The sequence below is a fragment of the Flagellimonas nanhaiensis genome (assembly GCF_003382275.1).
In the GTDB taxonomy this organism is placed as follows: domain Bacteria; phylum Bacteroidota; class Bacteroidia; order Flavobacteriales; family Flavobacteriaceae; genus Flagellimonas; species Flagellimonas nanhaiensis.
Genome location: NZ_QTJX01000002.1, coordinates 873,526 through 898,607, shown reverse-complemented (window position 1 = coordinate 898,607; position 25,082 = coordinate 873,526). Strand labels below are relative to the sequence as shown.

The 25,082-nt window shown below is 41.5% G+C and carries 24 protein-coding genes; 6 read left to right on the top strand and 18 right to left on the bottom strand.

Going from position 1 to position 25,082, the window contains the following annotated elements; all coding sequences use genetic code 11:
• A complete protein-coding gene (locus DX873_RS11615; protein WP_116184597.1) occupies positions 1–204 on the top strand; it encodes a hypothetical protein in 204 nt (67 codons plus the stop codon).
• Here DX873_RS11615 and DX873_RS11610 read toward each other — a convergent pair.
• The 4 genes from DX873_RS11610 to DX873_RS11595 form a co-directional block, all read right to left on the bottom strand.
• Positions 201–1,835 carry a S41 family peptidase gene (locus DX873_RS11610; RefSeq protein WP_116184596.1) on the bottom strand — a complete coding sequence of 545 codons (1,635 nt, stop codon included), beginning with the start codon at positions 1,833–1,835 and terminating at the stop codon, positions 201–203. The two genes, DX873_RS11615 and DX873_RS11610, sit on opposite strands and share 4 nt — an antisense overlap.
• A gap of 16 nt (positions 1,836–1,851) precedes the next feature.
• Positions 1,852–2,289: a deoxycytidylate deaminase gene (locus DX873_RS11605; protein ID WP_116184888.1), complete on the bottom strand. Its 438-nt coding sequence runs from the start codon at positions 2,287–2,289 to the stop codon at positions 1,852–1,854.
• Between the two features lie 84 nt (positions 2,290–2,373).
• Positions 2,374–2,958, bottom strand: coding sequence for a HupE/UreJ family protein (locus tag DX873_RS11600; protein ID WP_116184595.1), 585 nt, complete (start codon positions 2,956–2,958; stop codon positions 2,374–2,376).
• A 9-nt stretch (positions 2,959–2,967) separates the two neighbouring features.
• Entirely contained in the window at positions 2,968–3,705 is a 738-nt protein-coding gene (locus tag DX873_RS11595; protein ID WP_116184594.1) for a tellurite resistance TerB family protein, read from the bottom strand.
• 124 nt (positions 3,706–3,829) lie between these two features.
• Here DX873_RS11595 and DX873_RS11590 point away from each other — a divergent pair, with 124 nt between their 5' ends.
• From DX873_RS11590 to DX873_RS11575, 4 genes are all read left to right on the top strand, one after another.
• Positions 3,830–4,240: a BrxA/BrxB family bacilliredoxin gene (locus tag DX873_RS11590; protein WP_116184593.1), complete on the top strand. Its 411-nt coding sequence runs from the start codon at positions 3,830–3,832 to the stop codon at positions 4,238–4,240.
• Positions 4,241–4,325: 85 nt separating this feature from the next.
• Positions 4,326–5,057, top strand: a complete 732-nt coding sequence (locus DX873_RS11585) for a lysophospholipid acyltransferase family protein (RefSeq protein WP_116184592.1) — start codon at positions 4,326–4,328, stop codon at positions 5,055–5,057.
• 2 nt (positions 5,058–5,059) lie between these two features.
• On the top strand, positions 5,060–5,719 hold the full coding sequence (locus tag DX873_RS11580) for an HD domain-containing protein (RefSeq protein ID WP_116184591.1): 660 nt from the start codon (positions 5,060–5,062) through the stop codon (positions 5,717–5,719).
• Positions 5,720–5,773: 54 nt separating this feature from the next.
• Complete coding sequence (locus DX873_RS11575; RefSeq protein WP_116184590.1) at positions 5,774–7,198, top strand: Gfo/Idh/MocA family protein; 1,425 nt, start codon at positions 5,774–5,776, stop codon at positions 7,196–7,198.
• A gap of 13 nt (positions 7,199–7,211) precedes the next feature.
• Here the strand turns inward: DX873_RS11575 and DX873_RS11570 are convergent, their stop codons facing one another.
• Positions 7,212–8,189, bottom strand: a complete 978-nt coding sequence (locus DX873_RS11570; protein WP_147296652.1) for a M28 family peptidase — start codon at positions 8,187–8,189, stop codon at positions 7,212–7,214.
• Positions 8,190–8,263: 74 nt separating this feature from the next.
• Between DX873_RS11570 and DX873_RS11565 the strand changes: the two genes are divergently transcribed.
• Positions 8,264–8,605 (top strand): avidin-fold protein, encoded by a 342-nt coding sequence (locus DX873_RS11565; RefSeq protein ID WP_116184588.1) that lies wholly within the window; start codon positions 8,264–8,266, stop codon positions 8,603–8,605.
• 14 nt (positions 8,606–8,619) lie between these two features.
• Here the strand turns inward: DX873_RS11565 and DX873_RS11560 are convergent, their stop codons facing one another.
• The 13 genes from DX873_RS11560 to DX873_RS11500 form a co-directional block, all read right to left on the bottom strand.
• Positions 8,620–9,417 carry a LytR/AlgR family response regulator transcription factor gene (locus DX873_RS11560; RefSeq protein WP_181899487.1) on the bottom strand — a complete coding sequence of 266 codons (798 nt, stop codon included), beginning with the start codon at positions 9,415–9,417 and terminating at the stop codon, positions 8,620–8,622.
• Positions 9,418–9,494: 77 nt separating this feature from the next.
• A complete protein-coding gene (locus DX873_RS11555) occupies positions 9,495–11,237 on the bottom strand; it encodes a serine hydrolase domain-containing protein (protein WP_116184586.1) in 1,743 nt (580 codons plus the stop codon).
• A gap of 159 nt (positions 11,238–11,396) precedes the next feature.
• Positions 11,397–12,647 (bottom strand): RNA polymerase sigma factor, encoded by a 1,251-nt coding sequence (locus DX873_RS11550; protein WP_116184585.1) that lies wholly within the window; start codon positions 12,645–12,647, stop codon positions 11,397–11,399.
• Between the two features lie 53 nt (positions 12,648–12,700).
• On the bottom strand, positions 12,701–13,057 hold the full coding sequence (locus DX873_RS11545; RefSeq protein WP_116184584.1) for a YciI family protein: 357 nt from the start codon (positions 13,055–13,057) through the stop codon (positions 12,701–12,703).
• 8 nt (positions 13,058–13,065) lie between these two features.
• Positions 13,066–13,419, bottom strand: a complete 354-nt coding sequence (locus DX873_RS11540; RefSeq protein ID WP_116184583.1) for a YciI family protein — start codon at positions 13,417–13,419, stop codon at positions 13,066–13,068.
• A 185-nt stretch (positions 13,420–13,604) separates the two neighbouring features.
• Positions 13,605–14,678, bottom strand: coding sequence for a PA0069 family radical SAM protein (locus DX873_RS11535; protein ID WP_116184582.1), 1,074 nt, complete (start codon positions 14,676–14,678; stop codon positions 13,605–13,607).
• Between the two features lie 275 nt (positions 14,679–14,953).
• On the bottom strand, positions 14,954–15,994 hold the full coding sequence (locus DX873_RS11530) for a hypothetical protein (RefSeq protein WP_147296651.1): 1,041 nt from the start codon (positions 15,992–15,994) through the stop codon (positions 14,954–14,956).
• A gap of 222 nt (positions 15,995–16,216) precedes the next feature.
• On the bottom strand, positions 16,217–17,194 hold the full coding sequence (locus DX873_RS11525) for a DNRLRE domain-containing protein (protein WP_116184580.1): 978 nt from the start codon (positions 17,192–17,194) through the stop codon (positions 16,217–16,219).
• Positions 17,195–17,412: 218 nt separating this feature from the next.
• The gene (locus DX873_RS11520; protein WP_313777747.1) at positions 17,413–18,969 is read right to left on the bottom strand and encodes a hypothetical protein; all 1,557 of its coding nucleotides are present in this window, start codon (positions 18,967–18,969) and stop codon (positions 17,413–17,415) included.
• A 24-nt stretch (positions 18,970–18,993) separates the two neighbouring features.
• Positions 18,994–19,776, bottom strand: coding sequence for an enoyl-CoA hydratase/isomerase family protein (locus DX873_RS11515; RefSeq protein ID WP_116184578.1), 783 nt, complete (start codon positions 19,774–19,776; stop codon positions 18,994–18,996).
• A gap of 21 nt (positions 19,777–19,797) precedes the next feature.
• Positions 19,798–21,204, bottom strand: coding sequence for a sensor histidine kinase (locus DX873_RS11510; RefSeq protein WP_116184577.1), 1,407 nt, complete (start codon positions 21,202–21,204; stop codon positions 19,798–19,800).
• 139 nt (positions 21,205–21,343) lie between these two features.
• Positions 21,344–21,892: a CopD family protein gene (locus DX873_RS11505; RefSeq protein WP_116184576.1), complete on the bottom strand. Its 549-nt coding sequence runs from the start codon at positions 21,890–21,892 to the stop codon at positions 21,344–21,346.
• A gap of 82 nt (positions 21,893–21,974) precedes the next feature.
• Complete coding sequence (locus tag DX873_RS11500) at positions 21,975–25,079, bottom strand: VPS10 domain-containing protein (RefSeq protein WP_232520903.1); 3,105 nt, start codon at positions 25,077–25,079, stop codon at positions 21,975–21,977.
• Positions 25,080–25,082: the final 3 nt, after the last annotated feature.

The window sequence follows — 25,082 nt, the reverse complement described above, 5'->3', positions numbered from 1 at the left end:
ATGAACAAAACCTTTAGTATAGTCCTGATTGTATTGGCCTTGGGCCTAATAGCCTTCAATGTCACCTTGATCGATTTTAAAGATCCTTTTCAAGGAGATAGTACCATTGCCCTAATAGGTATTGTAGCCTCTTTGTGTGCTATTGTTTTGTTGCTGATATTCTTGACATCAAAAAAAGTGGAGAAGAAGCTAAAGGAGAATTAATCTTTACGCTGCGATATTTCCATTTTTTCGGATATGTCCAAATCTATGGCATCCAATTCCTTTACCTTTTGAAGCATAGAATCAAAGTCGCCTTTAATTTGCGCCGAAATATTGGGTGAAAAAAGCTGCTCAGCTATATTGGCCTTTATATAAGCTTTTATTTTTTCTTCTTGCGCGTAGAAATCAAGACGGATTTTTCTGTTGAGCACAAACTGTATGAATTCATCAAAAAGGATGTCATCTACCCTGTACCCTTCCATAAACTCGTTTCTGGTATAATCGAAATAGCGTTTTCTGTCTTTCTCCAAATGTTCAAACACAAAACGTGAAAAGAACTGGTAAGTGTCATCCATGCTTTCTATGGCCTCTTCCTCATTACTTCCGATGGGAACAAAAACATCTGGAATAATTCCACCACCTCCATAAACAACTTTTCCCTTTGGAGTTACAAATTTTAAGGAGTCGGCTACTTTGATGCTATCCACGGAAATCAGTTCCCCGCTGTTATAGCGTTCCATAAATTTTTGATAGTAATCCTTATGCTCCCCATTTTTATAGGATTTTTGAATGGAGCGGCCCGTTGGGGTATAGTATCGGGAAACCGTAAGCCTTACCGCCGAACCATCACCTAGGTCCATCTCCCGCTGTACCAATCCTTTTCCAAAGGAACGTCTTCCCACTATGGTACCGATATCGTTATCCTGTAGAGCACCGGCAATAATCTCACTGGCCGAAGCAGAGCGCTCATTGATGAGCACATAGACTGGTTTGTTTTCAAAATCACCTTTCTTGGTGGCAAATGCTTTCTTTATTCTGCCCTTTTTGTTTTTGGTGTAGAGAATCAACTTGTCATCTTCCAAAAATTCGTCGGCCAATTTTTCTGCAATACCCAAATAACCTCCTGGATTATCCCTTAAATCAAGAATAAGCTTTTTGGCTCCACGCAATTTTAGCTTTCTAAGTGCATCCTTGAACTCTTTAAAAGTGGATTCGGCAAAGCGATTGATTTTAATGAATCCCATATCAGGTGTAACCATGTAGTAGGCCTCCACACTTTTAATGGGTATTTTGTTTCGGGTCACCGTTACATCCATCATCTTATTTTCGGATTTCCTGTAGACCTTAAGGTCCACTTTGGTCCCCACTTGCCCTTTTAGTTTAGAAACCACTTCGCTATTGGCAATTCTACGTCCAAAAAGCGTATCGTTATCCGCGGTCAATATTCGATCTCCGGGTTTAATCCCACTAATATAACTTGGTCCATTTTTAATGGTCCTAATTACCGTAATGGTATCTCTATACATATAAAAGCTTACGCCAATACCGCCAAAGTCCCCTTTCATGTTTTCCGAGATTTCCTCCATCTCACTTTTTGGAATATAAACGGAATGGGGATCCAATTTGCCAAGGATATTGTTTACGGTCACATCTACAATGCTGTCCGTATCAATATCATCTACATATTCATAGTCTATGTAATCAATAAGTCTATTGAGCTTGTCTTTTTTGGAATTGGTGGTGAACAACTTTTCCGGAGTGTCATTGAAGTGAAGCTTGCCCCCAATAAATACCCCTATTGCCACCGCAAGGGCTAGCAAGGTTGGCCAAATATAACTGTTCTTTTTCTCCATTTTCTTTTGATGGTTGTTATACCATTTCCTCCAATACGGGCAAGTGAAGTGTTTCCACACCTGCTCTTTGCAAAAACTTTAATCCCGAATCATCTTTATAAGCTGTTTGGTACACAACACGTTTTATGCCAGATTGATGAATTAATTTACTGCATTCCCTACATGGCGATAAGGTAATATACAGGGTAGCACCTTCGCAGGATTGGGTAGAGGATGCAACCTTTGAAATCGCATTGGCTTCTGCATGCAGAACATACCACTTGGTATACCCTTCATCGTCCTCGCAAATGTTCTCAAAGCCGGTTGGTGTGCCGTTATATCCATCGGATATAATCATACGGTCTTTAACAATGATTGCACCTACCTGTTTTCGTTCGCAATACGATAGCTTGCCCCATTCTTGAGCCATTCGCAAGTAAGCTTTATCGTATTTCTCTTGTTTTCTCTCCTTCATTCCCATAAAATAGAAGATGACTTAATAAATATACCCGCTTTGGAATAGCCGTACAACCTTATTCGATTAAATTTAACTAAGACCCTAAGAGGGAAACGTGGCAATGAGCAACGGTATTGTAATGGCAATGATCAAAATTGAGGCCGCAGCAATAAAAATTGGTCTTTTTAACTTGAACACGTTCAAAAACAAAAAAGCAAGGGCCAGAATAACCAATATAACCGTCACCTGAGAAAGTTCAATTCCTGTTGCAAAACCTAAAAGTGGGGTAACCTTGTCCTCCTCTTCGGCCATCATCATTTTAAAATAGTTTGAAAATCCAAAACCATGGATAAGACCAAAAAACGCAGTGGCCACCACATGTAACAGCAAGCCTACCTGCATGGCTTCACGAAAAACATAGACAAAATTGAAAAGTGCCGTCAATAAAATGGTCACAGGGATTAGAAATTCAATAAGCCCAACATCAACTGTGGCCACTTCGTAAACAGAAAGTGCCAAGGAGGTACAATGGGCAATGGTAAAAATAGTTGCCAAGATGACCACTCGTTTCCAGTGCTTAAACGTAAACGGAATTGCCAAAGCGGATAAAAATAGGATATGATCATAAGCTCCAAAATCTAGCACATGATCCAATCCCAATTTAACGTAAAACCAAAATTCTTGCATAGTTTAACATTATGATATTCCTCTTTCTTTTTGAATGGTCTCGTAGGCCTTTTGTACTTCTTTGAATTTCTCCTCAGCTCCCTTGCGTATGGCTTCATTTTCCGTTACCACCCGATCAGGGTGGTATTTTTTGGCCATTTTTCTATATGCTTTCTTTACCTCATCATCTGTGGCCGATCTCTCGATTTCCAGAATCTTATAGGCATTGTCCGCAGACTTGATGAACATGGCCATGATGCTTTCAAAATCATATTGGCCAACACGTAAATACCCTGCTATTTCTTTTAGTTTGCTGGCCTCAGCTTTGCTGACTTGCCCATCCGAACTTGCTATACCAAACAGAAAATGCAACAGCTGTAACCTCACCTCATAGCGCGTTCGTTGTACTAAATAAGTGCAAATGCGCTGAGCGGAAATCTCCCTTTTTTTAATGACTTCGTTAAAGGTCCTAAAGATGGCATTGGCTTTTTCCTTACCATAAGTACTCAAAAAATATTGCCTTACATAATCCAGCTCGCGTTGGTTCACCTGCCCATCCGCCTTAATGATGATGGAGCACAAGGAGAGCAAATTGAGTTCAAAATCTGCAGGAGAAACAGATTGTCTGGTGAAGTCTTCAAACACTGTTCTTGCCCCTCTATTAGATCCTCCAGCATTGTCCAAAAAGCTTCCAACCAGAAATCCTAATATCGCTCCAGGAAAGCGAAATAAAAAATAGCCCAATAAGGCGGCCATCCATTTGATCATCCCAAAAACATTAAAGCCCAAATATAGGGCTTTGACCTAGAAAGAAAGCCTTACAGGATGTTAAGTCCCATGAAAAAAATAGGACAAAAACCGTATCTTTGGAAACCAAATAAAAAAATAGACTATGTATCCAGAAGAATTGGTAAAACCGATGCGTGAAGATTTGGCCTCCGCAGGGTTTGAAGAACTATATACAAGTGAGGCTGTGGAAGATGCCCTTAAAAAGGAAGGAACCACTTTGGTAGTGGTAAATTCAGTATGCGGGTGTGCTGCGGCCAACGCCAGACCTGCGGCCAAACTAAGCCTTCAAAACAGTAAAAGCCCAAACCATTTGGTCACGGTTTTTGCCGGAGTAGACATGGAAGCTGTTGAAACAGCAAGAAATCATATGGTACCATTCCCGCCTTCTTCACCAAGTATGGCACTTTTTAAGGATGGTGAGCTAGTCCACATGATTGAAAGGCACCATATTGAAGGTAGACCTGCAGAATTGATAGCAGAAAATCTAATGGAAGCCTACAACGAATTTTGTTAAGGCAACCAAGTGAAAAGAAAATAGACCACCCTTTCGGGTGGTTTTTTATTTTTATACCACAAATTGGCTTAAAAAACTTCGGCGAGTGCAAAAAATACTCTCATACCCTTTAACGGTACTCTTTTTCATTTTCTTTGGATTGACACTCGTCATATTCCATCCTATACAATGGCTCTGCCTAAATCTTTTTGGGTACGATGCGCATAAACGAAGCGTATCAATACTCAATTGGTTCATTGTGCGATGCACCCATTTCCTTGGTACCTGGTATACTTTTAAAAAAATGTCTGATATCCCTTCCAACAGGCCATTGATCATAGTCTCAAACCATCAAAGTATGTACGATATCCCTCCAATTATTTGGTTCATGCGAAAACATCATCCAAAATTCGTAAGTAAGATTGAACTGGGAAAAGGCATTCCCAGTGTTTCTTTTAACCTTAGACATGGAGGCTCGGCCCTTATCAATAGAAAAGACCCCAAACAATCCATAGCTGCTTTGGAAGAACTTGGAAGGTATATTGAAAAAAATTCAAGGAGTGCTGTAATCTTTCCGGAAGGTACTCGAAGTCGTACTGGTGTTCCGAAAGATTTTCGCACTACTGGTTTAAAGGTGTTGATGAAGGAAGCACCATCTGCATTGATCGTTCCCATTAGCATCAATAATTCATGGAAAATGGTTCGCTATGGCAAATTTCCGATGGGATTGGGAACCCATCTTAAACTTAAGGTCCACCCTCCTATTGAGAACAAAGGAGACCCAGACACTCTAATTGCCCTAGTAGAGCAGCAAATAAAAAAAGACATAATCCCATAATTATGGATGAGCACTTACTCATTGAATCCACTATTGCCTTTGTAAAAGGAAAACTTAAAAATGCTGAAGGTGGGCATGACTGGTTTCATACGGAAAGGGTGTTCAAAACAGCACAATTAATTTCTAAATCCGAGGAAGTGGATTCCTTGGTGGTGGAATTGGCTGCTTTGTTGCACGATGTGGCCGATGCTAAATTCCATAATGGCGATGAGGGCCTGGGGCCAAAAATTGCAAGAACGTTCCTTGAAGCTAAAAAAGTGGACCCTAAAGTGATAGATCATGTGGTCAACATTATCCTGCACATGTCCTTTAAGAACACCTTTGAAAAAGGGGGTGCCAAATTCTCTTCCCTTGAACTCCAAGTCGTGCAAGATGCTGATCGGCTAGACGCGATTGGAGCGATTGGCATAGCCAGAACTTTTAACTATGGTGGTTTTAAAAACAGACCTCTCCACGACCCTGACATTCCCCCTAACCTTAACATGACCAAAGAAGAGTATAAAAAATCCAATGCGCCAACCATCAACCACTTTTACGAAAAATTGTTGTTGCTAAAGGACAAGATGAATACGGAAACGGGAAGAAGCTTGGCCCACAAAAGACATGAGTTTATGCTCGATTATTTAAATCAATTCTATAGTGAGTGGAATGGGGAATCTTAACAGTCCCGCTATGCTTTTTTTCATATCTTCAATGCTTCAACTAATCCGACCAAAATGCAAAGAAGAAAATTCCTCAAAAATGCTGCGGCTGCCTCAGCCGCTTTTTCAATTGTACCAAGTCATGTTCTAGGAAAAACCCATGTACCTCCAAGTGATACCCTCTATGTTGGTGCCTTTGGTGTTGGCGGACGTGGTCAAGGAGTCATCAAGGGTCTAGCCGCTACAGAAAGGGTAAAATTTGTGGCCTTCTGTGATGTGGATGATCGACGTGCCCAAAGCACCTATGAACTTTTCCCTGATGTGAAGCGGTATAAGGATTATAGGAAAGTCTACGATAAACATTTAAAGGATATTGATGCTGTAATGGTCGCCACTCCAGACCATACGCATGCCTCCATTGCGTTACCATTTATGCGCGAAAAGAAACATGCCTATGTTGAAAAACCCTTGACCCACAATATCCATGAGGCGCGATTAATGACCAAGGTAGCCGCGGAAAAAGGTATAGTTACCCAAATGGGTAATCAAGGGGCCTCTAGTGATGATAGCAGAATTGCCCGGGAATGGGTAGAATCTGGTATCATTGGTAAAGTACACACCATTGAATGCTGGACGAACAGGCCTGTTTGGCCTCAAGGTGTCCCCATTCCTTCAGAAAAGCAACGCGTTCCTAAAGAACTGGATTGGGACCTTTGGTTGGGCCCTGCGGCCATGCGTGATTATAATGCCGCTTATCTTCCATTTAAGTGGAGAGGTTGGTGGGATTTTGGAACCGGAGCATTAGGTGATATGGGATGCCATATTATGGAAACCCCGTTCAGTGTTTTGGATTTGGGTTACCCTACTGAAGCTGAGGCAAGTTGTACAACCGTTTGGGTTGGAGATTTTGTGGAAGCCGATTATAGTCCTTCATGTCCTCCTTCTTCAAAAATTCATTTAAAGTTTAAGCACGATTATCATGGCGACATCCAATTAAACTGGTATGACGGAGGTTTAAAACCAGATATTCCGGATGAACTTAAGGATGATGAGGCTCTCGGAGATGGTAGTGGTGGAACCATCATGTATGGCGATAAAGGTACCTTGGTTTGCGATACCTACTCAAGAAATGCCCGTTTGCTGCCCTCTGAAATGATGGGACTCTACAAATCTCCCGAACCTAAATATCCAAGAATTCCAGGAAGCATGGGTGGCCACATTGCCAACTTTGTGGATGGTTGCCTCAACGGAGCTGCTACTTCCTCTGATTTTGCCAAGGCCGGTCCATTGACCGAAACTGTACTCATGGGGAACTTGGCGGTCAAAGCCTATCAATACAAAGTATTGCAGGAAGGCAAACAACCTGGCGATTGGGCTCCGTACGATTATCCTGGTAGGCGCAAGCTACTTTGGGATGGAGAAAACATGAAAATCACAAATTACGAGAAAGCCAATGAATGGGTCTCTCGTGAATACAGACCTGGTTGGGAGCTCACTTAAAATTAAGTGAGCCCTAATTTTGTGAAAATAATGTAGGGTCAGTGACCTCGATTCCATCTGGGTTTTCTAGAAAGAAATTGGCCAACAACTGATAAAGCTGGAGGTGTTCTTCCACCCCTTCCCAGTTCCAATGCTCAGTGATTTCATCTTCTGGGGAGTGGATAGGTCCAAAAGGAATCGGATCTGCCTGAGTGCCATCTTTTTTCCGGTCACCAGTCCAAATGGTCACGGCGGGAATTCCTTTCTCGAGGAACACCGCGGTATCAAAACTTTTGTTCAACCCGTCCTCCCAATCCGGACTGTTGTATATCCATCCTTGAGGTTTTAGAGCAGATTGGATTTCATCCAAAAAATCAATCCCTTGACGAGGTAGCACAAAATAATCTTGCCGCTTTCCAGAAACATTGAACCCATCGATATTTAGGCAAATGATAATCTCTTTGGTGGGAAAAATAGGGTTCTTCAAGTAAAATTTGCTTCCATATAGGCCAAATTCTTCAGCTGCTGTGGCCACAAAAACCAAATTGTACCTTGGTGCTTTCTGCTTTGTAAAATTTCTTGCCAACTCTATCAAAGCGGCCACTCCAACCGCGTTATCCCGTGCTCCATTGTAGATGGAATCGATTTCGCCCTCTTTTTTCCTGATGCCATAGGCATCATAATGGGCGGTAAAGACGATTGATCTATCACTGGAGTATTTGGAACCAATATATCCTACAACATTGGACTCCATTTTTTCCAGACCAGGAATGTCAAATCTTTGAAGATATGAATCCCTCTTCCAGGACTTAAGTCCCATTCCTCGGAACTGTTCAGCTATGTATGTAGCAGCCAATTCAGCACCAGTACTACCTCTTCCCCTTCCTTCTAACTCGTCTGAAGCAAGATACTCTGTATGGTTTTTTACACGCTCGTTTACCTGTGCACAAACACTCGTGTCGCCAGCTGCGACAACCGCCAGAATCATCATGAATTGTATAAATCGAGCCATTTCAATTAATTTTGGTTCATCTTTAATACCCAAAAAATTGGAAATCGTAACACTCTTCTTTCAAATTTTCTCCCATGGAAAGCTTTGATTTGGACAATATCCGCATGAACGTCATCCAAACAGCTCCGAATGGGGTGGTGAACCAGGAGACCGTTTTCAATTTTGGTCAAGAGGGCAACCTGGTTCACGCTACTTATTCAGGAGGAAAAATCGTTAAAGGATTTTTGGTAGGGAAACTCGATGGGGATATGCTCGAATTCAGCTATTGCCAAATCCAAACGGATCATCGTTTGGACAATGGAGTCTCAAAATGTAAGCTCAGCAAAAACTCAGTCGGGAAAATTGTCCTTACCGAACACTTTGAATGGAAATCCAGGGATGGTGAATCCGGAATCAACATTTTTGAACAGCTTTGATCAAATGCAAAAGTTCATTGTATATTGTTTGCGCGCCTAAACCAAGATCTAAAGGAAGATGCCTTATCTCTGCTGATAAAAATAGTTTCAGGCATTTGTAAGGGCTTCAAGGGTTTAAGCATAACCTCTATTTTGCCGTATGTAGAACTTTGATAACCGTCTATGGCGGAAAGTGAGATAATTATCTGTCTGTTTGCCCTATAAAAATTATGGGGCAATACTTCTTCAAAATCCTTTAATGTCTTTTCTGTGCCATACTTATTTAAATCATTAGTAATAACAAAGGTTCCGCCATATTCACTATAAATACAGAGTATTTCATCAAAAGAAATAAAGATATTGGCATTACCGTCCAAAACTTTGATTCTTTTATTGGAGAGATTCATTTGCTGTTTCTTTCCCCGTTCTGATACTAGATAAAGTGCAAAGTAAATTGAATGAAACAATAAAACGAATACCACCGCCAAAGGTACATCCTGGGTATAATAGCCAAATGACAACGAAAGTAGTCCCCCTCCAAAGAAAATATTGTCAAAGAGCTCATTCAACAGAATATTAAAAATAACCACGGAAATCGTGTGTAATGTAAATTGATACATTATCCTTTTCAGGAAATCCTCTTCAAGCGGTACTTTTTTATCCAGAACACGAATCCCTAATGCATAAAATATAATGGTCAGATAGGTGATGATCAGATCAACTCCAAAATATGCCACATAGGTTGTTTCAACATTCCTTAAGTTGTACGTAATCAAAAAGTTCAAAAAGGTAATGGTGAAGGTAATCAGTCCTATGTAGGGCCTTCTAAACAAGAGGTCTTGATTTCCCGTTTGAATTTTATTTTTCCTATTTCGCTTTAGAAAGTCCATCTTAAATGAAATCCCAACCTTTAGTTTTTCTTTTCAAAGATATACCCCGAAAACTTTAACTGAGGCCTGCCCCTTCTGTTGAGCAGTTGTATTGTTTCTCCTGCAAAAAACTCAAAATTATACCCTGGAATTATAGCCATCTCATCAGATAATGGTCTAAGTCCCAGAGCAAATTCCATTTCACTTGGGTATCCAACCTTTGCATTGAGTTGCAAAATACCAGATTTGTTCATTGAAACTGTTATGTGCTCAAAAGTTCTATATTCATTGTCTCCATATTTGGAGACTTCATACTGGCCAATTGCATTTTTCCAAGATTCTGGAATGGGATTATCCCCAATTTTAGCTCCGCCTATCAGCCTTCTCCCGCTTTTGTATTGCTCTCCCACTACAACCTCACCAGCTATCTCATCCCAAAAGATATCCATGGCATGTATCTTTATCCCGAGTTTTTTCACATATAGTTTGATAAGGTTCTCAGAGTAAGGAATTCCAGTTCCCTTTAATCCCTCCGACAAAAGTTCTGCATCAAATTTTTCTCCATTTGCCTGTAATTTCAACATGCCAATACCTGTATTGTAGACACCTTCCAGCTTTTTCATTTGCTCTTGGGGCAATTTTACTTTTTTGGCTTTCCTCTTTTTATGGATAGGGTTTGGACTTCTATCCAATTTAAATTTCTTGCCCATAAAACTGTAGGCTTTGGACCATGCATCCCAATGAAGCTTACTTGAAGAATTGGAATTGGAACATATGACAATGGAAGAATTATACTCCGGTATAAAAAAGATATAGGTATAAAAGGGTTCGTGTATGCCGGCTTTCTTTACCCGTTTAAATCCATTAAGCTGCTTTATTTCCCACATTAGTCCTATTTCTGTGTCGTAGCTCAAAGGAGCATCCGTAAACTGACGGGTAAGGGCATCAGTAACAACTTCGTGTTTTAGAAATGCATCTTCCGCAAGAGTGGAAGACTTGAAATAAACAGAGCAAAGTTTAGATAAATCTGACGGGGTAGAAATTACACCATCTGATCCGGAATAACTGAACTCATAGGTTTCTGTCTCGTTATTATTAATATAACCTTTGGTAGGAGTCTTGCCAAAATAGGAATGCTCCATTCCCAAAGGTTCAAAAACTGCAGTCTTGACGTAATTCTCAAAGGTGGTACCAGATACTCGCTGTACCAAAACCGCCAAAAGGTCCACCCCCCAATCTGAGTACTGGTACGATTTGCCGGCACTCGATGCTAGATATTCATCTTCGCTGTAAGTCAGAATTGTCTCCAAAGGTTCTTGTTCCTTTTTTAGAAAGCCCTTTGCTATTAAACGCGGTAATCCTGAATAATGGGACAATAAATGCCTTACTGTAAATGATGGAGGTCCATCAAAATGACTTTTTATTTTAAAATCTGGAACATACGCTGTATAAGGTTTATCAATATCTATCAAACCATCAGAATACAACTTTAGAACAGCTGTTGAAGTCACAATTTTGGACACAGAGCCAATGGGATATGTGGTGTTTTCATTTGTTCTTATTTCTCCAGTCTTATCGGAAAAACCAAATCCCTCATTTACCACAACCTCATTGTCCGCAACAAATGTGACACTAGCCCCAACTACATTGTGCTTTTTCATTTTGTTGGAGATAAACGCCTTAAATGATTCCTCGAACTCTTTTAAATCTGAAGTTTGATTCTGGGCATGGGAGCTTGATGCAATAAGAACAAAAAGCAACGCAGTTTTTAAAAATGATTTCATGACTATGATTTTTTATTGATTGATGATGCTAAATAAGCGAACACCCGAAGTTCAATAAAGAATCACGAATGAAAATGTAATGGAGCGATATAAAAATGAAGGTGAACTGAAAAAATCAAATTGAAAATTGAGTCTAGAGAATAGTAAAGAATGATTCAATCATTCTTGAAATTTCTTCTTGAGATGGGTTTTTACCAATTCATTTTCTGATAACTCAACAGCTTTATGCAATGTTTTGGCATAATCTTGCATCGAGTTGGTTTCCTTTAGCAGTTCGGCCTTAATAGCGTAGTATAACCCTGTGGTGGAAAAATCCGTTTTTTGCGACAAATTATCCAGTTCCGTGAGCGCCGCTTCAGCTCCATGGATTTTGGTATAGGGAACTATTCTGTTCAAGGCCACCATAGGTGAGTAGTACAACTGTAACTGGGTGTCATACAAATACAAAATACTCTTCCAGTCCGTTTCTTGATATTTTTTGGCGATGCTGTGGTAATAGGATCGCGCAGCCTCCAAATGATAGTTTGAAGGCAATTTATCCTGGGTACCCGCATTTTCCAAATGTTGAATCCCAATAGAGATCAATTCTTGGTTGTACTTGGATCGATCTTGAAATTCCAAGGTGACGAGTTCTCCATTTTCGTCCAACCGGGCATCAAAACGGGAAGCATGAAAACACATTAGGGCTATCAAGGCTTCCAAATTGGGATGCTTACAGTATTTGTTCTGCTGAAGTAACAAAGCTAAACGGAGCGATTCATAGCAAATATCCCTTTTTATAATCTGAGAGCCGGAGGTAGCTGCGTATCCTTCGGTGAACATCAGATAGATTACCTGAAGAACCCTGAACAACCTGGATTGTAGTCCCATTTGCACAGGAATGCTGAGCATCTTTACCTCACCTCTAAACTTCTTTTTGGCCCTTGTAAAAGATTTGGCAACAGTTTCCTCCTTTTTCAGCAAAGCTTCGGCCAGTTCCTTATTGCTAAAGCCTCCTATAAGTTTCAGACTTAAGATTATCTGATGTTCTTGGGAAAGGGCGGGGTGACAGCACGCAAAAATCATTTTTAACTGACTGTCGGTAATGGAATCATCCAGGGCAAATGTATCTTCCTGATCGGCTTCATCTAAAACCGGTGGACCTTCTTTTTCTTGGTAGGTCATTTTTTGGTCCCTACGCAGCACGTCTATCAAGGCATTTCTGGCCACCTTGTACAGCCATGCCGTTGGGTTATCAGGAATGGCTTTATATCCCCAAACCTGCATGGCCTTTAAAAAAGTATCTTGGGTAACATCTTCTATCTGCTCCAAATAGGAAACACCAAATTTACTGGTCAATACGGCGACAACTTTTCCGTACTCGTTCCTAAACAAATGATCTACTGTGTTGGTTACATTACCTTGGGCCATGGTTAAAATTAAAAAAGCCCGATAGAAGTCGGGCCTTTATAAGTCCTAATATGTTAAGAGTGATCATCTATGTTTACTATTTCTCTAATCTCAAGACTGGCATCTGTAAAAGCGGCATGAGGATTGTTCTGGGAAAGCAGAAAAGCCTCGTCCATATCTTTGGCCACTATAATGGTGTATCCGCCAATTACCTCTGCTCCTTCCGCGAAAGGCCCGTTTGTTATTAACTCTCCTCTTTTGCGCACCACTTTTCCTTCTTGCGATAGTGGAAGCCCTTCAATTAGTTTTCCCTGTTCTTTTAGACGTTCCAACCACACTATCCATTCTTGGGTCAAGTTTCCTTTTTCTTCTTCGGATAGCTGGTTATATTCACCATAACCTCCTCTAAAAAGATATAAGAAGTTGCTCATATACTTCCTTAGTGTCCGTCCATGGATAGTATCTCGCGTACTTCCACAAAAGCTCCATCATAATCAAAAATGGGGCATCCTTTTGAGATTTCCACGGCTTCATCAAGGTCATTGGCAGAAACGATCAAGTAACCGCCCACTATTTCAGCACCTTCTGCAAATGGGCCGTTGGTTACCACTGTTCCCTGTTTGTGGACAACCTTGCCGTCCCTATCCAGAGGAAGGCCATCCAAAAGCGTTCCCTTTTCTTTTAAGCCTCCCATCCATTCTCCCCAAACTTGCATATGGGCCTGTTTTTCTTCTTGGGATAGTCTGTCGTAGGCGTCGTTACCTCCTCTAAATAAATACAAAAAATTACTCATGGGTTTTGTTTTGTGTCCTTAAAATTGGACTGGTTTATACTTTGTTTACGCCTTATTGACGAAGACTTAAATATGGATTGGACAATCTCTATAAATTTATTTAAAAAATACTATTGTCATTTCGAACGTATGTGAGAAATCTGATAGTCCAGATTTCTCAGTCGCCAGCTCCTTCGAAATGACAACTAAAACAATTTCATCTGCCCATTTTTGTACTGCTCGTGCAATTCATGGTTGAGCGCCGGAAAAACACGCCCTTTAAAATACCGTTGCCTAGCCAGTTTGGCCATGTCATGAATTTGATCCGCTATTTTTCCTTCCCCACGGGTTCTAAGTCCAAATCTGCTATCGTTTATGGAACCTCCATGGCAATCCTGAATCAAATGGAGAACCTTCTCCGCCCTGTCCGGCATGGCCTTTTTGATCCAATCCGAAAATATTTGACCAATGGCGCCATTTAAACGCACTACGGTAAAGCCAAAGGACAGCGCCCCATGTTCTGAAACGGCTTTGGCCAGCTTTAACAACTCATGGCTATTGATTCCGGGAATCATTGGGGCAAGCATGGCATTTACGGGAATGTTGTTTTCCGAAAGGACCTTTATGGTTTTCAACTTCTTTTGAATCGAGGCTGTTCTGGGTTCCAGTTTTCTCCTTGTTTTTTCCGATAAAGAGGTGATGGAAATATTGACCCCTACCAATTGATGGGCATTGAGCTCTTTTAAAATATCCAAATCACGGAGAATTACGGCATTCTTGGTGATGATGCCCACAGGGTGACGGTATTTGAGAAACACTTCCAAGCATTTTCTCGTGATTTCAAATTTTTGTTCTGCGGGTTGATAGCAATCCGTATTGCCAGAGAGCACAATGGTCTGGGCCACCCATTTTTTATGTTTGATCTTGGCCTCCAACAACTCCGGGGCCGATTTTTTTACCAAAATCCTACGTTCAAAATCCAGTCCGGCACTGTAGCCCCAATACTCGTGGGTATTGCGAGCGTAGCAGTAGATACATCCATGTTCACAACCTTGGTAGGGATTCATGGAATAGAGCATCCCCACATCCGGACTGTCAACTTTGTTGACAATGGTCTTGGGAAAAATGGGAATATATTGGGTCTTATTGCTCTCTGGCTCCTCTCCTTCATGGCGGCAGAACTCCAAAAAATCCTCCCGCATCTCATAAATGTGCTGCAAGAATTTGTTGGGTGTATTTTTTTGGGCTCCCCTCCCCTTGATTGTTTTATTGGATTGCATTAGTTGGATTTATTCCAAATTTATGGATTTTATCCATTAAAAGAATAAATTGAAAACAATAAAAAAACTGGCCGAAATGCATGGGTACATTACGGCCAGTTATATGAGATCATCCTAAAAGTCCTTGTTGTCAAGCTAACCTGAACCTGTCTGCCAACAGGCAGGCTTGTTTCAGGTTCTCATCTAAATCAAAAATCAATCCTTTTGAGATTCTGAAATGAATTCAGAATGACGTTCTTTCTTCTTTTTGGACAATCCCCAACCCTAAAAACATTTTACTTTAAGGACAGGAATCTGTACAACGGCGCCATTTTTTCTTCATAGGTCATACTTTCCCAATCAGTTGGTTTGGAAGTACCTACTGCTCCTTTATTAGCAGATACAGGTTCTATATCCTCAGTCTCAATGACCAACAGGGGTCTAAAGTCCTCCAAAAGATTGTCGCTGGTCACAATATCGATTGTGCCTTGTCCAAGCTCATCCGAACCAGGTTCTATTCTTAAGCGCATCCCCTTATTGGTTTCTGGATTGCAAATCCAGTCTTCCACCACGCTTCTAGGTAAAAGAATGGGGAACCAGCCATAGGTTACACCTGAGCCTCTAGGCAGTAAAGATGGGTAATCATCAGATTGCAAAGGCCCGGCCCATTGCTCGCTTTCTCCTCCAATATCTCCCCAATCATCATTTACATTGGCCGCCGTCCAGGTTGCCTCATCTTCAGCAAAAAAAGGATCTTGATCGCCATAAAAACCAACCTTAATGGATAGATTGTCGTAATATACGTTGGTATACGTTGCAATATAAATATATAAGGTAGCCTTGCTCATATAAAAAGAGTTGGAACAATCCTCACCCTCCTCAACCAGAGCTTCTGCAATGGCTTCGCCAATACCATCAAAACGTAAAACAGCTCTTCGCTCTGATATTTGACCATTATTTATGTATAAAAGTCCCATTTCTTCATCATTTGTCCCCAAATCAGGAGGTATAATGCCTGCATCGACAGTACCCATGTAGCCTTTAAACCCATCTTGGAAATAAAAATCCATATTGGGTTTGTCTGCACCGTCAAGTCCCTCCGTTCCTTGGCAGTCCAACGCGTCAAAGTTACCGTCATCATTTACATCCTCTGGGACATCCCCAACTCCGTTGCCGTTCAGGTCCCAACACGCAAGACCGTCATCACCATTGGTACCTGGGGTACCTGGTGCTCCAGAGTCGCCATTCTTACCATCCAAACCATCCTCTCCTGAACAGGACACCATTGTTAAAGCCATACAACATATGGCCACATTAAATAATCTAAATAGTTTCATAATTTTTTATTTTAATAAGGTTATGAAGCCAAATCTAGGGAGGCCAACTAGGTCTTTTATGTTATAGTTGACCTGCCCCATCTATGGTTTGACGGATTGCATATGAGGATTGATATTTACCGTAGTGGACCATGCAAAAATCTCCCAAAAAAAAGCCATAATGCATGGGTACACTATGGCCGTTTAAATGGACATGTTTAGTATGCCCCTTACCTAAAAAGCTTATTTGGAGGACAGGAACCTGTACAAAGGCGCCATTTTTTCCTCATAGGTCATTTCTTCCCAACTCATCTTCTTAGAAGAACCGATTGAACCTTTATTGGCAGAAGCTGGATCCATCTTTTCAGTTTCTATTACAAGAACAGGTCTAAGATCTTTTACTGGGTTCTCACTGGAGAAAAACTCAATTCCAGCTACATTTTCAGAATGTCCAGATAATCCCAAACGCATCCCCTTATTAGCCTCTTCGTTGCAGATCCATTCATGCACTACACTTCTAGGCAAAGGAATAGCAACCCATCCGGGTCTATTGGTGGAATTCGTAATAACTTGATAGGCAATGGAATAGGAATCCTCATTTGGAAAAGGACCTACCCATTCTCCACTTACTCCTCCTACTCCTCCTGGCCATTCAGTAACCTGATTTGGCCCTTCCCATATGGCACTTGACTCATCAAACAATGGGTCAGTTTCATTGTAAAAACCAAGATGTATAGCTAATTGATCAAGACCTTGTGTGGTGTGTGCCGATATGTATATGTATAAAATAGCCTGGTTTACATCAAAAGATGCATCACACGTCAAGCCACTTTCAGGGTCTACCAATGCAGTGGTCAATTCATCAAAAATTCCATCAAACCGCATCAGTGTAAATCTCTCATCCCCAGGATTATTTCCGTCATATGAAATGACCGAAGTCTCACCATTACTGTCTCCATGGGCATCACTAATCATGGCATCTTGGGTGCCCTGATATCCCTTAAAGTCTTGTTGGAAATAAAAATCCACATTAGGTTTGTCCTCGCCAGGAGCACCATCTGCACCATCTGCGCCGTCAGTCCCATTGGTTCCATTGGTTCCATTGGTTCCATTGGTTCCATCTTCTCCCGGAAGTCCATCCTTGCCGTCTTCTCCGGAACAAGAAGCTAAGGTAATCGCCATGCCCATCATGACAATGCTAAATAATTTTAATGCTTTCATAATACTTTTTTTATTATTTAAAAGGTTATGGCGCCAAAACTAGTAAGGTAAAACAGGTCATTTATGTTATAGTTGACCTGTCCCTTGTATGGGTTGACGGATTGCACGGCAGGATTGATGGATTAGATTAATTTATAGGATTTTTCTTTCATTCTTGCGGAAGCGCAAAAAAATAGCCCCCAATGGAGGCTTATTCTTATACGTTAAAATTGGCGTTGCTACTTGAAGTCCACTTTTACCAGCTGCTTCTTACTGCCCCGCTTGGCATAGAAGAGCATATTGTTCTCTGGTAGGTTCTTAAATGGTTTGGAAACCATGAAGGGGAGACGAGCTTCTTGGTTGTCAATGATTTTTTCATAGTCCATAACACCATTTTCATCCAAGGAAATCAAAAAGACATTGCGGTTTCTGCTTAGTCCTTGTTTAAAGATGAGGCGTTCGTTATTGATAAGCTGCGGATTTTGTGCTGCTGTGCAGATAAAGAAATAGGTTTTTCCATCCTTGCAGTAGGAGCTGTAGGATGCATAGGCTCCATCGCCTTGGGTAACCTCTGCCTTGTTGATGTTTCTGGCCCAAGCCATTTCTCCATCGGCCTTTAGTTTGACACTCACGATATCGTTGTGGTGGAACCGTTCTATCCGTACTCGTTGTCCAGCACCTGTAACCTCCATGCCCGTGGTCACAAAGTATTCCTCGGCATTGAAGAAAATCTCATTGTCCCGGGTTATCTCAACTCCCTTGAACACCAAATTCTTGACTACCTTATCTTCTTCTCTACCAAACTTGTCCTCCATGAACTGTTGCGAGAACGGATTGTATTTTTTGGAATTGACTTCCAAAGAGGAAGGGTTTACATCAAAATAGGAGATGCCATTATAGCGATTGTCCTTTCTATCCGCATAAAAACCTACACAGACCAGTCTGTCATCCAGAATGACAGGATACAAAGCCTCTGGATATTTCCCGGGGTCTACAAAAGATTGGGTCTGGTTTCCACTTTGGGAAATCTTGATCAATTCGTATTGAAATTTACGCTCATCTACCCGAAAACGCTTCTTTTTAAAGTAGGCCTTGCCCACAATATAGGCGGTCTGAAGGTCATTAGTAAATGCTACATTTTCAAAGGCATAGTTCTTTTCTTCAATTTCATCTGAAAAGTCATGCTCAAATTTTTTGTTCAGGCCGGTATCATATAGATGGATAACGTGCTTGTTGTTCTTACCCTTCTTCAAGTGGGTACTTATGATAAAGCCTGTTTTTTCTTGATTAAAAAGAACCGTTGTTGTAAACCCTCTTGAGAAATTACGGTTGTAATAGTTCTTACCAACGGGATTGCTAACCTCTTCGGAAACAATGGAAAGCAATTTCTGGGGCTTAAAGTTGAAGCTTATGGTAGGACTGGTATGTACCCAATATTCATATTGTCCGCGGTTGTAATTGTAATCGAGGAAAAGAAGATGGAGCTGACCATTCTTAATAAAGCCATCCACAAAATTGAGTCCCTTAAGCTTATAGTTGTATTCCGAGACAAGTTCCAGGTCCTTGTTGTACCGCTCGATCAAATATCCTTTTGGCTTTAAGATCAATCCTTGAAAATAGGCGCGGACCAATATGTACCCTCCTGCGCCGTCCTCATCGATGGTCAACAGGTTGGAATATCGGTACCTATCATTGAATTTTTCACCAAAATCATAGGAGATGGGCATTTTTTGCGCTTCCGCGGTAGCAAACCCCACCAAAAACAAGAACAGTAGGATAATTGGTTTTTTCATCATAGTCTGGCTTGGTTAAACCAATGGCTATGATCCTGGGAAGTCTGCTTTTCGTTTTTCCAAAAAGGCCGTTGTGCCCTCTTTAAAATCCTCTGTTCCGAAACAGGTTCCAAAAGCATCAATTTCCGTGGCATAACCATCAGTATCATACTTAAAACCTGCATTTACCGCTTTTATTGCATATTTTATGGCCACAGTAGAGTTATTCGATATCCTGCTTGCTATTTTAAGACAAAACGGCAATAATTCCTCTAAAGAAACCACATGGTTGACCAAACCATATTCCAGCGCTTTTTCAGCATTTACCATACCTGCTGTCATGATCAGTTCCATTGCCCTGCCCTTGCCAATGAGCTGCGGAAGGCGTTGGGTTCCCCCATATCCTGGGATTACTCCAAGGGAAACTTCTGGCAGTCCCATTTTTGCATTGGTGCTCGCCACCCTAAAATGGCATGCCATGGCCAGTTCCAATCCACCTCCAAGGGCAAATCCATTTACTGCCGCTATTACAGGTGTTGAAAGGTTATCCACTAAATCAAATAGGGTTTGTTGACCCTTTGCGGCCAACTCGCGACCCTGCTCCACCGAAAATTCGGCAAACTCAGAGATGTCCGCCCCGGCAACAAAGGCTTTTTCCCCACTTCCCGTGATTATAATCACTTTGATTTCCCTGTCATCTTCCAATTCTTTGAAGGCCACATGCAGTTCTTCAATGGTCCTTTTGTTGAGGGCATTTAGTTTTTTGGGTCGGTTGATGGTTATGGTTGCAATGTTGTTTTCTTCTTCAATGTAAATGTTCTCGTAATCCATATCTATTTTTCAACTTGTCTTTTATTCTTTTGGAAATTTTATGGTAAACACGGTACCCTTACCGAGTTGGGAAGTAAAATCTATGGCCCCGTTGTAGTTTTCCACAATGTTTTTTACCATGCCAAGACCAAGGCCCATTCCGCTGGATTTGGTGGTGAACTTGGGTTCAAAAATCTTATGTTTTAGGTCGTCGGATATCCCCACCCCATTATCGGCAACAGAAATTTTTACTGCACTTCCTTCGCTGGCCACGGTAACCAATATTCGGGGCGACTCTACATCGGGTACAGCCTGAATGGCATTTTTGACCAGATTGGTCATGATTCTTATCAATTGGGTGCGATCCAATTTGGCTATAATCTCTTTTTCATCGGCAATAAAGTGGATGTAATCCTCGTGAAAAATATCAAGTGCCAATTTTACAATTTTCACCACATTGAGGGTCTCATTCTGCTGGGCAGGCATCTTGGCAAAACTGGAGAACGCCCCAGCAATATTGCTCATGGTGTCTATTTGCTGAATCAAACTTTTTGAGAACTCTTTGAGCTTGGTCTGTGCCTTTGGATCATCCGGGTCAAACTTGCGTTCAAAATTCTGAACAGTAAGCCGTAGAGGGGTCAATGGGTTCTTGATCTCATGCGCTACTTGACGGGCCATTTCCCTCCAAGCTTGCTCCCGTTCTCCACGAGCCAATTGAGCTGCACTCTCTTCGAGCTCATCGATCATTCTGTTATAGGAATCGACCAAGTTGCCTATCTCCTCTCCTGGATTTTTTATGTTGATCTTTTCATTGCGTTGTGTCAAATCGGTCTGCTTCATTTTATCCGAAATGGTCTGCAGTGATCGGGTAATGTATTTTGAAACGAAATACGCCAGTGCAATTGCAGACAACAGCATAACCAGGTACACTGCTCCCAATCGGAACAAAAACTCCCTAAGCTCCATATTGTTGAAGGAGTTGTCTTCAAAATAAGGAAGGTTCATTATACCTACGGGCTTGAACTTATTGTCGTTAATGTATGTGTAGGATGCCTTATACTTATCTCCAGCTGCAGTCTTTTCTTCAACATAACGCCTGTCTGAGCTAAGTTTAAGGTTATTGAGAATCTCTGCATCCAAACAGTTTGAAATGGAATCGGCCTCAAAACTTGGTCTGGAACTCTTTACCAATCCCCCCTCAAGATCATAAATGTTGAAATTTACGTTTTGAACATCGGCGATTTTGTAGATCTCATTGCTGAAAATATGTTCCAAGTTCTCCGCGTTAATGGGAAAGGTGGTTTCTTTGAGCACGTAGGAGATACTTTGAAGAATCTGTTCTTCCTTACGCTCCAATCTTTTTTCGTGGTAGTCCCTGCTCTGTTCTCGATACTGATAAATGGTGACCCCGGCTATCAACACAGACGCAATCACCACCAATAAGATCATGGTGAAAAAAATACGGGATCGGAGCGATAGCTTTCTAAACAATGCCTGAAAGTTTGGGAATAAAGTTAGCAATAATCGAGCCATTAAAGGTTTATATCGCAGATTCTAAAAACCAAATCCATGGACAAACTTAAAACCTTTATGCATTCGGGTTTTTCTCTCGAATTCTTTTGTAAAGTCTAATTCCCAACATCAAAAGAATGGCCAATACAAAAATACCCACAACACCATAGATCCAGTTAATTGCATTTTTTAAGATGACCAGAAAGACCACTGCAAAAAGTACAAGGGTGGCTACTTCGTTCCATATACGCATAAAGGTAGAGGTGTATTTCACCTCATCTTGCTGCAATTGTTTAAAGATTTGATGGCATTTGAAATGATAGATAAACAATAAGAAAACAAATGCCAATTTTACCTGCATCCAAGGTTGATAGAGCCATTCTGGTATTATGATCAACAACCAAATTGCAAATAAGGAACATAGAATAGCAGAGGGCCAGGTAATGATATACCAAAGCCTCTTGGTCATCAACTTTAATTGTTCCGATAAGATTTCCTTGTCCGGTGATGGCTTTTGGGTGGCCTCAATGTGATAGATAAAAAGTCGTGGAATGTAAAATAGTCCGGCAAACCAGGTCACTACAAAAATTAGGTGCAGTGATTTTATGTAATTGTAGAGTTCCACTTTTGAACCAAAGGTATTTTAGGTAATGGGCTAAAGGTAAATAATAATTCTCTTCACCTTTAACCCACTGCCTTTGTTTACTTTACATACGAACCGCTCCGATGCCTTTTTCCCAAAGCTTTTTATTGAAGTTTGGAATATCTGTATTCATCAAGACCTCAGCTCTTTTCTTCAATCCAGCCCATTGGGTATCCAATTCTACTTTTCTGTCCTTTGAAGATTGATTTACCCTAGGAATACTACTAGTGGTTGCATTCATCAAGAAGAGATATTCCGCGGTAAACTTGTTGGGGAAGTTTTCCACATCATCATAGGCCTTTGACTTTCGCTGCACCATTTCTTCGTCCCAAGTTTTTAGCTTTTTAAGCAGTGCCTTGCCTTCTTGCTTCAGAGTTTCATCTTCAACAGTTTTCAAAAGCTCTTTTATCTCCCCCTTAGCCTTAAAAAGCGAGTTTACCTTGTTGTGCATATCCGTGAGGTTTGCCTCCAGCTGAGACATGAACATATCATGCTCCTTAAACTGAGCCTCTGGGATATTAGTATTTGGAGCAGCGACTACTTTTCCTGTGGTAGTTACCGTTTTATCTCCTGCCTTGAGTCGCAAGGTATAAGTCCCTGGCGGTACCTTGTGACCAGAAAAATTGGCTTCGATGTACACATCAGGAACTCCCGGAAGTATGGGGTGTTTTAAATCCCAAACAAAGCGGTTCAACCCCATTTCTTTACCTAAAGTAGGCGCTGGAGGAGGTCCACCTCCATTATGCGGTTTGTATGTTTTATCCTTTTCGGAGCTAATCGTTCGAATCAGTTTACCTTGGGCATTTAAAATTTCCAAGGTCAATTCTGTACTATCCATTTTTTGAGGTAAATGGTAATACAACACCATCCCGTTGGCCGGATTCACCCCTTCAAATGGATGCGTTCCTTTGAAAGTTTTGCTGTTTCCATTTAATTGGCTTCCCCAGGAACCATAAACAGTTTCTTCGGGTTGATACAATTTGATTTGGTTCTGGGTTTTTTCATATTGGGAAAAAATGGACAAGTCGTCCAAAATCCAAAAAGACCTTCCTGAAGTGGCCACAATCAAATCTCCTTGATGTACTTTTAAATCAAGTATCGGGGTTTTGGGTAAGTTTAATTGAAGTGGTTCCCAAGAGCTGCCATCATTCCATGAAATATAAACTCCCTTTTCCGTTCCTGCATAAAGCAACCCCTTTTTATTGGAATCTTCTCGAACTACCCTTGTAAATGCCCCATAGGGAATCCCTGTACTGATTTTCTTCCATGTTTTCCCATAATCTGTGCTCTTATAAATCGCTGGAGTATGGTCGTTGAACTTATAACGGGTAGTAGCAATATAAACCGTAGCAGGGTCATGCGGTGAAACCTCAATGGCATTCACTAAACATTCCTGCAATACTTTTGGGGTGATATTTTCCCATGTTTCCCCACCATTTTTGGTCACATTCACCAAACCATCATCACTCCCTGTGTAGAAAACTCCTTTTTCATGTGGGGATTCAATCATGTAGGCAATAGTACCATAGTTTTCGGCCCCAACGGCCTCATTGGTGTAAGGACCTCCACCTTTGCCTTGTTTGTCATCTTGATTGCGGGTGAGGTCCGGTGAAACCTCCTCCCATGTCAATCCATTATCTCGGGTCCGCAATACCAATTGGGCACAGTGGTAAAATGTCCCTGGTTCGTGTTTAGACCAAATAATAGGGGCATTCCAATTATAGAGATACTTCATATCCCTTGCTTCGCGTCCTAAATATTGGATTGGTGCAGCCATCACCTGGGTGCTCATCTTAGACTCCATATCCAACAATTCAATGGTACCTAAATAACTACCCCCCATTACATAGCGTGGATCGTCTGGATCAAAGGCTAAAAAGGCACTTTCTCCACCTGCGGAGTAATGCCAATCTTCGCGCCCTATGCTCCATCTCCCTACTGAAAGACTTGCAATTTTCACGGAAGTATTATCCTGTTGCCCCCCATAAACATTATATGGAAAAAGGTTGTCAGTACTAATACGATAAAACTGGGCCGTTGGCATATTGCTCTGTGTTGACCAGGTTTCTCCATAATTGAAGCTTATGGCCGCTCCACCATCATTGGCAATGACCATATTCTTTGAATTCTTCGGATTTATCCACAAGTCATGGTAATCCCCATGCGTCCCAGTTATCCGAGACCATGTCTTTCCTCCATCCTCTGAACGCAAAGCTGGTGCACTCAGAACGTAAACTGTATTCTCATCATTGGGATCAGGGAACACTTCAATATAGTACCAGGCCCGCTGCACCAAACGATTGTCCCCGCTGACCATTGACCAGCTTTTTCCCGCATTATTGGAAACGAACAATCCGCCCTTATCTTGATTGGAATCACTTTCGATCAAGGCATAGACCTTATTGGAATTGGCCGCACTAACCGCAATGGCCATTTTACCCTTTTCTTCAGGAAGACCTTTGGTCATTTCGTGCCAAGTGTCTCCTCCATCCGTCGATTTATAAAGTCCACTTCCCTTACCTCCACTGATCACGATGTTGGGTTTGCGCTGATGCTCCCACATAGCTGCATAAAGTACCAATGGATTTTGGGCATCCATAGAAAGTTCGGCTGCGCCTGTCAATTCATTCACGAAAAGAATGTTCTTCCATGTTTTGCCCCCATCCTTGGACCGATATAGACCACGTTCTTTGTTTGGACCATACAAAGCTCCTTGCGCAGCTACATAGACCAAATCCGGATTGGTTGGATGGATGACAATTCTAGAGATATGCTGGGTAGCTTCCAACCCCAGTTTTACCCAGGTTTTACCAGCATCATTTGATTTGTAAACTCCATCACCATAGGACGTCATTACTCCTCGTGGAGCATGCTCTCCCATGCCCACATAGACCACATTTGGATTGGATGCCGAAACAGCAACCGCTCCTACGGAGCCCATTTCAAAAAAGCCATCTGAAATATTTGTCCATCTTTGACCTGCATCGGTAGTCTTCCACAAACCACCGCCTGTTGTGCCCATATAATAGGTCAAAGGGTCACCTACAACTCCACTGGCGGTAACTGAACGGCCACCACGGAAAGGTCCAATGTTGCGGTATTTTACAGGTTGAAAATAGTCGTTAGCCGTTTGAGCAAAAACAGTGGTTCCAAGAGCCAGAACCAGCATGAA

What these genes read in the sequence shown, in the direction of transcription:
- DX873_RS11530 (WP_147296651.1), bottom strand. Translation starts at nt 15,994, where the DNA reads ATGAAACTATTTAGATTATTTAATGTGGCCATATGTTGTATGGCTTTA.
- DX873_RS11540 (WP_116184583.1), bottom strand. Translation starts at nt 13,419, where the DNA reads ATGAGTAATTTTTTGTATTTATTTAGAGGAGGTAACGACGCCTACGAC.
- DX873_RS11545 (WP_116184584.1), bottom strand. Translation starts at nt 13,057, where the DNA reads ATGAGCAACTTCTTATATCTTTTTAGAGGAGGTTATGGTGAATATAAC.
- DX873_RS11580 (WP_116184591.1), top strand. Translation starts at nt 5,060, where the DNA reads ATGGATGAGCACTTACTCATTGAATCCACTATTGCCTTTGTAAAAGGA.
- DX873_RS11575 (WP_116184590.1), top strand. Translation starts at nt 5,774, where the DNA reads ATGCAAAGAAGAAAATTCCTCAAAAATGCTGCGGCTGCCTCAGCCGCT.
- DX873_RS11520 (WP_313777747.1), bottom strand. Translation starts at nt 18,969, where the DNA reads ATGATGAAAAAACCAATTATCCTACTGTTCTTGTTTTTGGTGGGGTTT.
- DX873_RS11565 (WP_116184588.1), top strand. Translation starts at nt 8,264, where the DNA reads ATGGAAAGCTTTGATTTGGACAATATCCGCATGAACGTCATCCAAACA.
- DX873_RS11605 (WP_116184888.1), bottom strand. Translation starts at nt 2,289, where the DNA reads ATGAAGGAGAGAAAACAAGAGAAATACGATAAAGCTTACTTGCGAATG.
- DX873_RS11555 (WP_116184586.1), bottom strand. Translation starts at nt 11,237, where the DNA reads ATGAAATCATTTTTAAAAACTGCGTTGCTTTTTGTTCTTATTGCATCA.
- DX873_RS11570 (WP_147296652.1), bottom strand. Translation starts at nt 8,189, where the DNA reads ATGGCTCGATTTATACAATTCATGATGATTCTGGCGGTTGTCGCAGCT.
- DX873_RS11615 (WP_116184597.1), top strand. Translation starts at nt 1, where the DNA reads ATGAACAAAACCTTTAGTATAGTCCTGATTGTATTGGCCTTGGGCCTA.
- DX873_RS11525 (WP_116184580.1), bottom strand. Translation starts at nt 17,194, where the DNA reads ATGAAAGCATTAAAATTATTTAGCATTGTCATGATGGGCATGGCGATT.
- DX873_RS11550 (WP_116184585.1), bottom strand. Translation starts at nt 12,647, where the DNA reads ATGGCCCAAGGTAATGTAACCAACACAGTAGATCATTTGTTTAGGAAC.
- DX873_RS11515 (WP_116184578.1), bottom strand. Translation starts at nt 19,776, where the DNA reads ATGGATTACGAGAACATTTACATTGAAGAAGAAAACAACATTGCAACC.
- DX873_RS11590 (WP_116184593.1), top strand. Translation starts at nt 3,830, where the DNA reads ATGTATCCAGAAGAATTGGTAAAACCGATGCGTGAAGATTTGGCCTCC.
- DX873_RS11500 (WP_232520903.1), bottom strand. Translation starts at nt 25,079, where the DNA reads ATGCTGGTTCTGGCTCTTGGAACCACTGTTTTTGCTCAAACGGCTAAC.
- DX873_RS11510 (WP_116184577.1), bottom strand. Translation starts at nt 21,204, where the DNA reads ATGATCTTATTGGTGGTGATTGCGTCTGTGTTGATAGCCGGGGTCACC.
- DX873_RS11595 (WP_116184594.1), bottom strand. Translation starts at nt 3,705, where the DNA reads ATGATCAAATGGATGGCCGCCTTATTGGGCTATTTTTTATTTCGCTTT.
- DX873_RS11600 (WP_116184595.1), bottom strand. Translation starts at nt 2,958, where the DNA reads ATGCAAGAATTTTGGTTTTACGTTAAATTGGGATTGGATCATGTGCTA.
- DX873_RS11535 (WP_116184582.1), bottom strand. Translation starts at nt 14,678, where the DNA reads ATGCAATCCAATAAAACAATCAAGGGGAGGGGAGCCCAAAAAAATACA.
- DX873_RS11610 (WP_116184596.1), bottom strand. Translation starts at nt 1,835, where the DNA reads ATGGAGAAAAAGAACAGTTATATTTGGCCAACCTTGCTAGCCCTTGCG.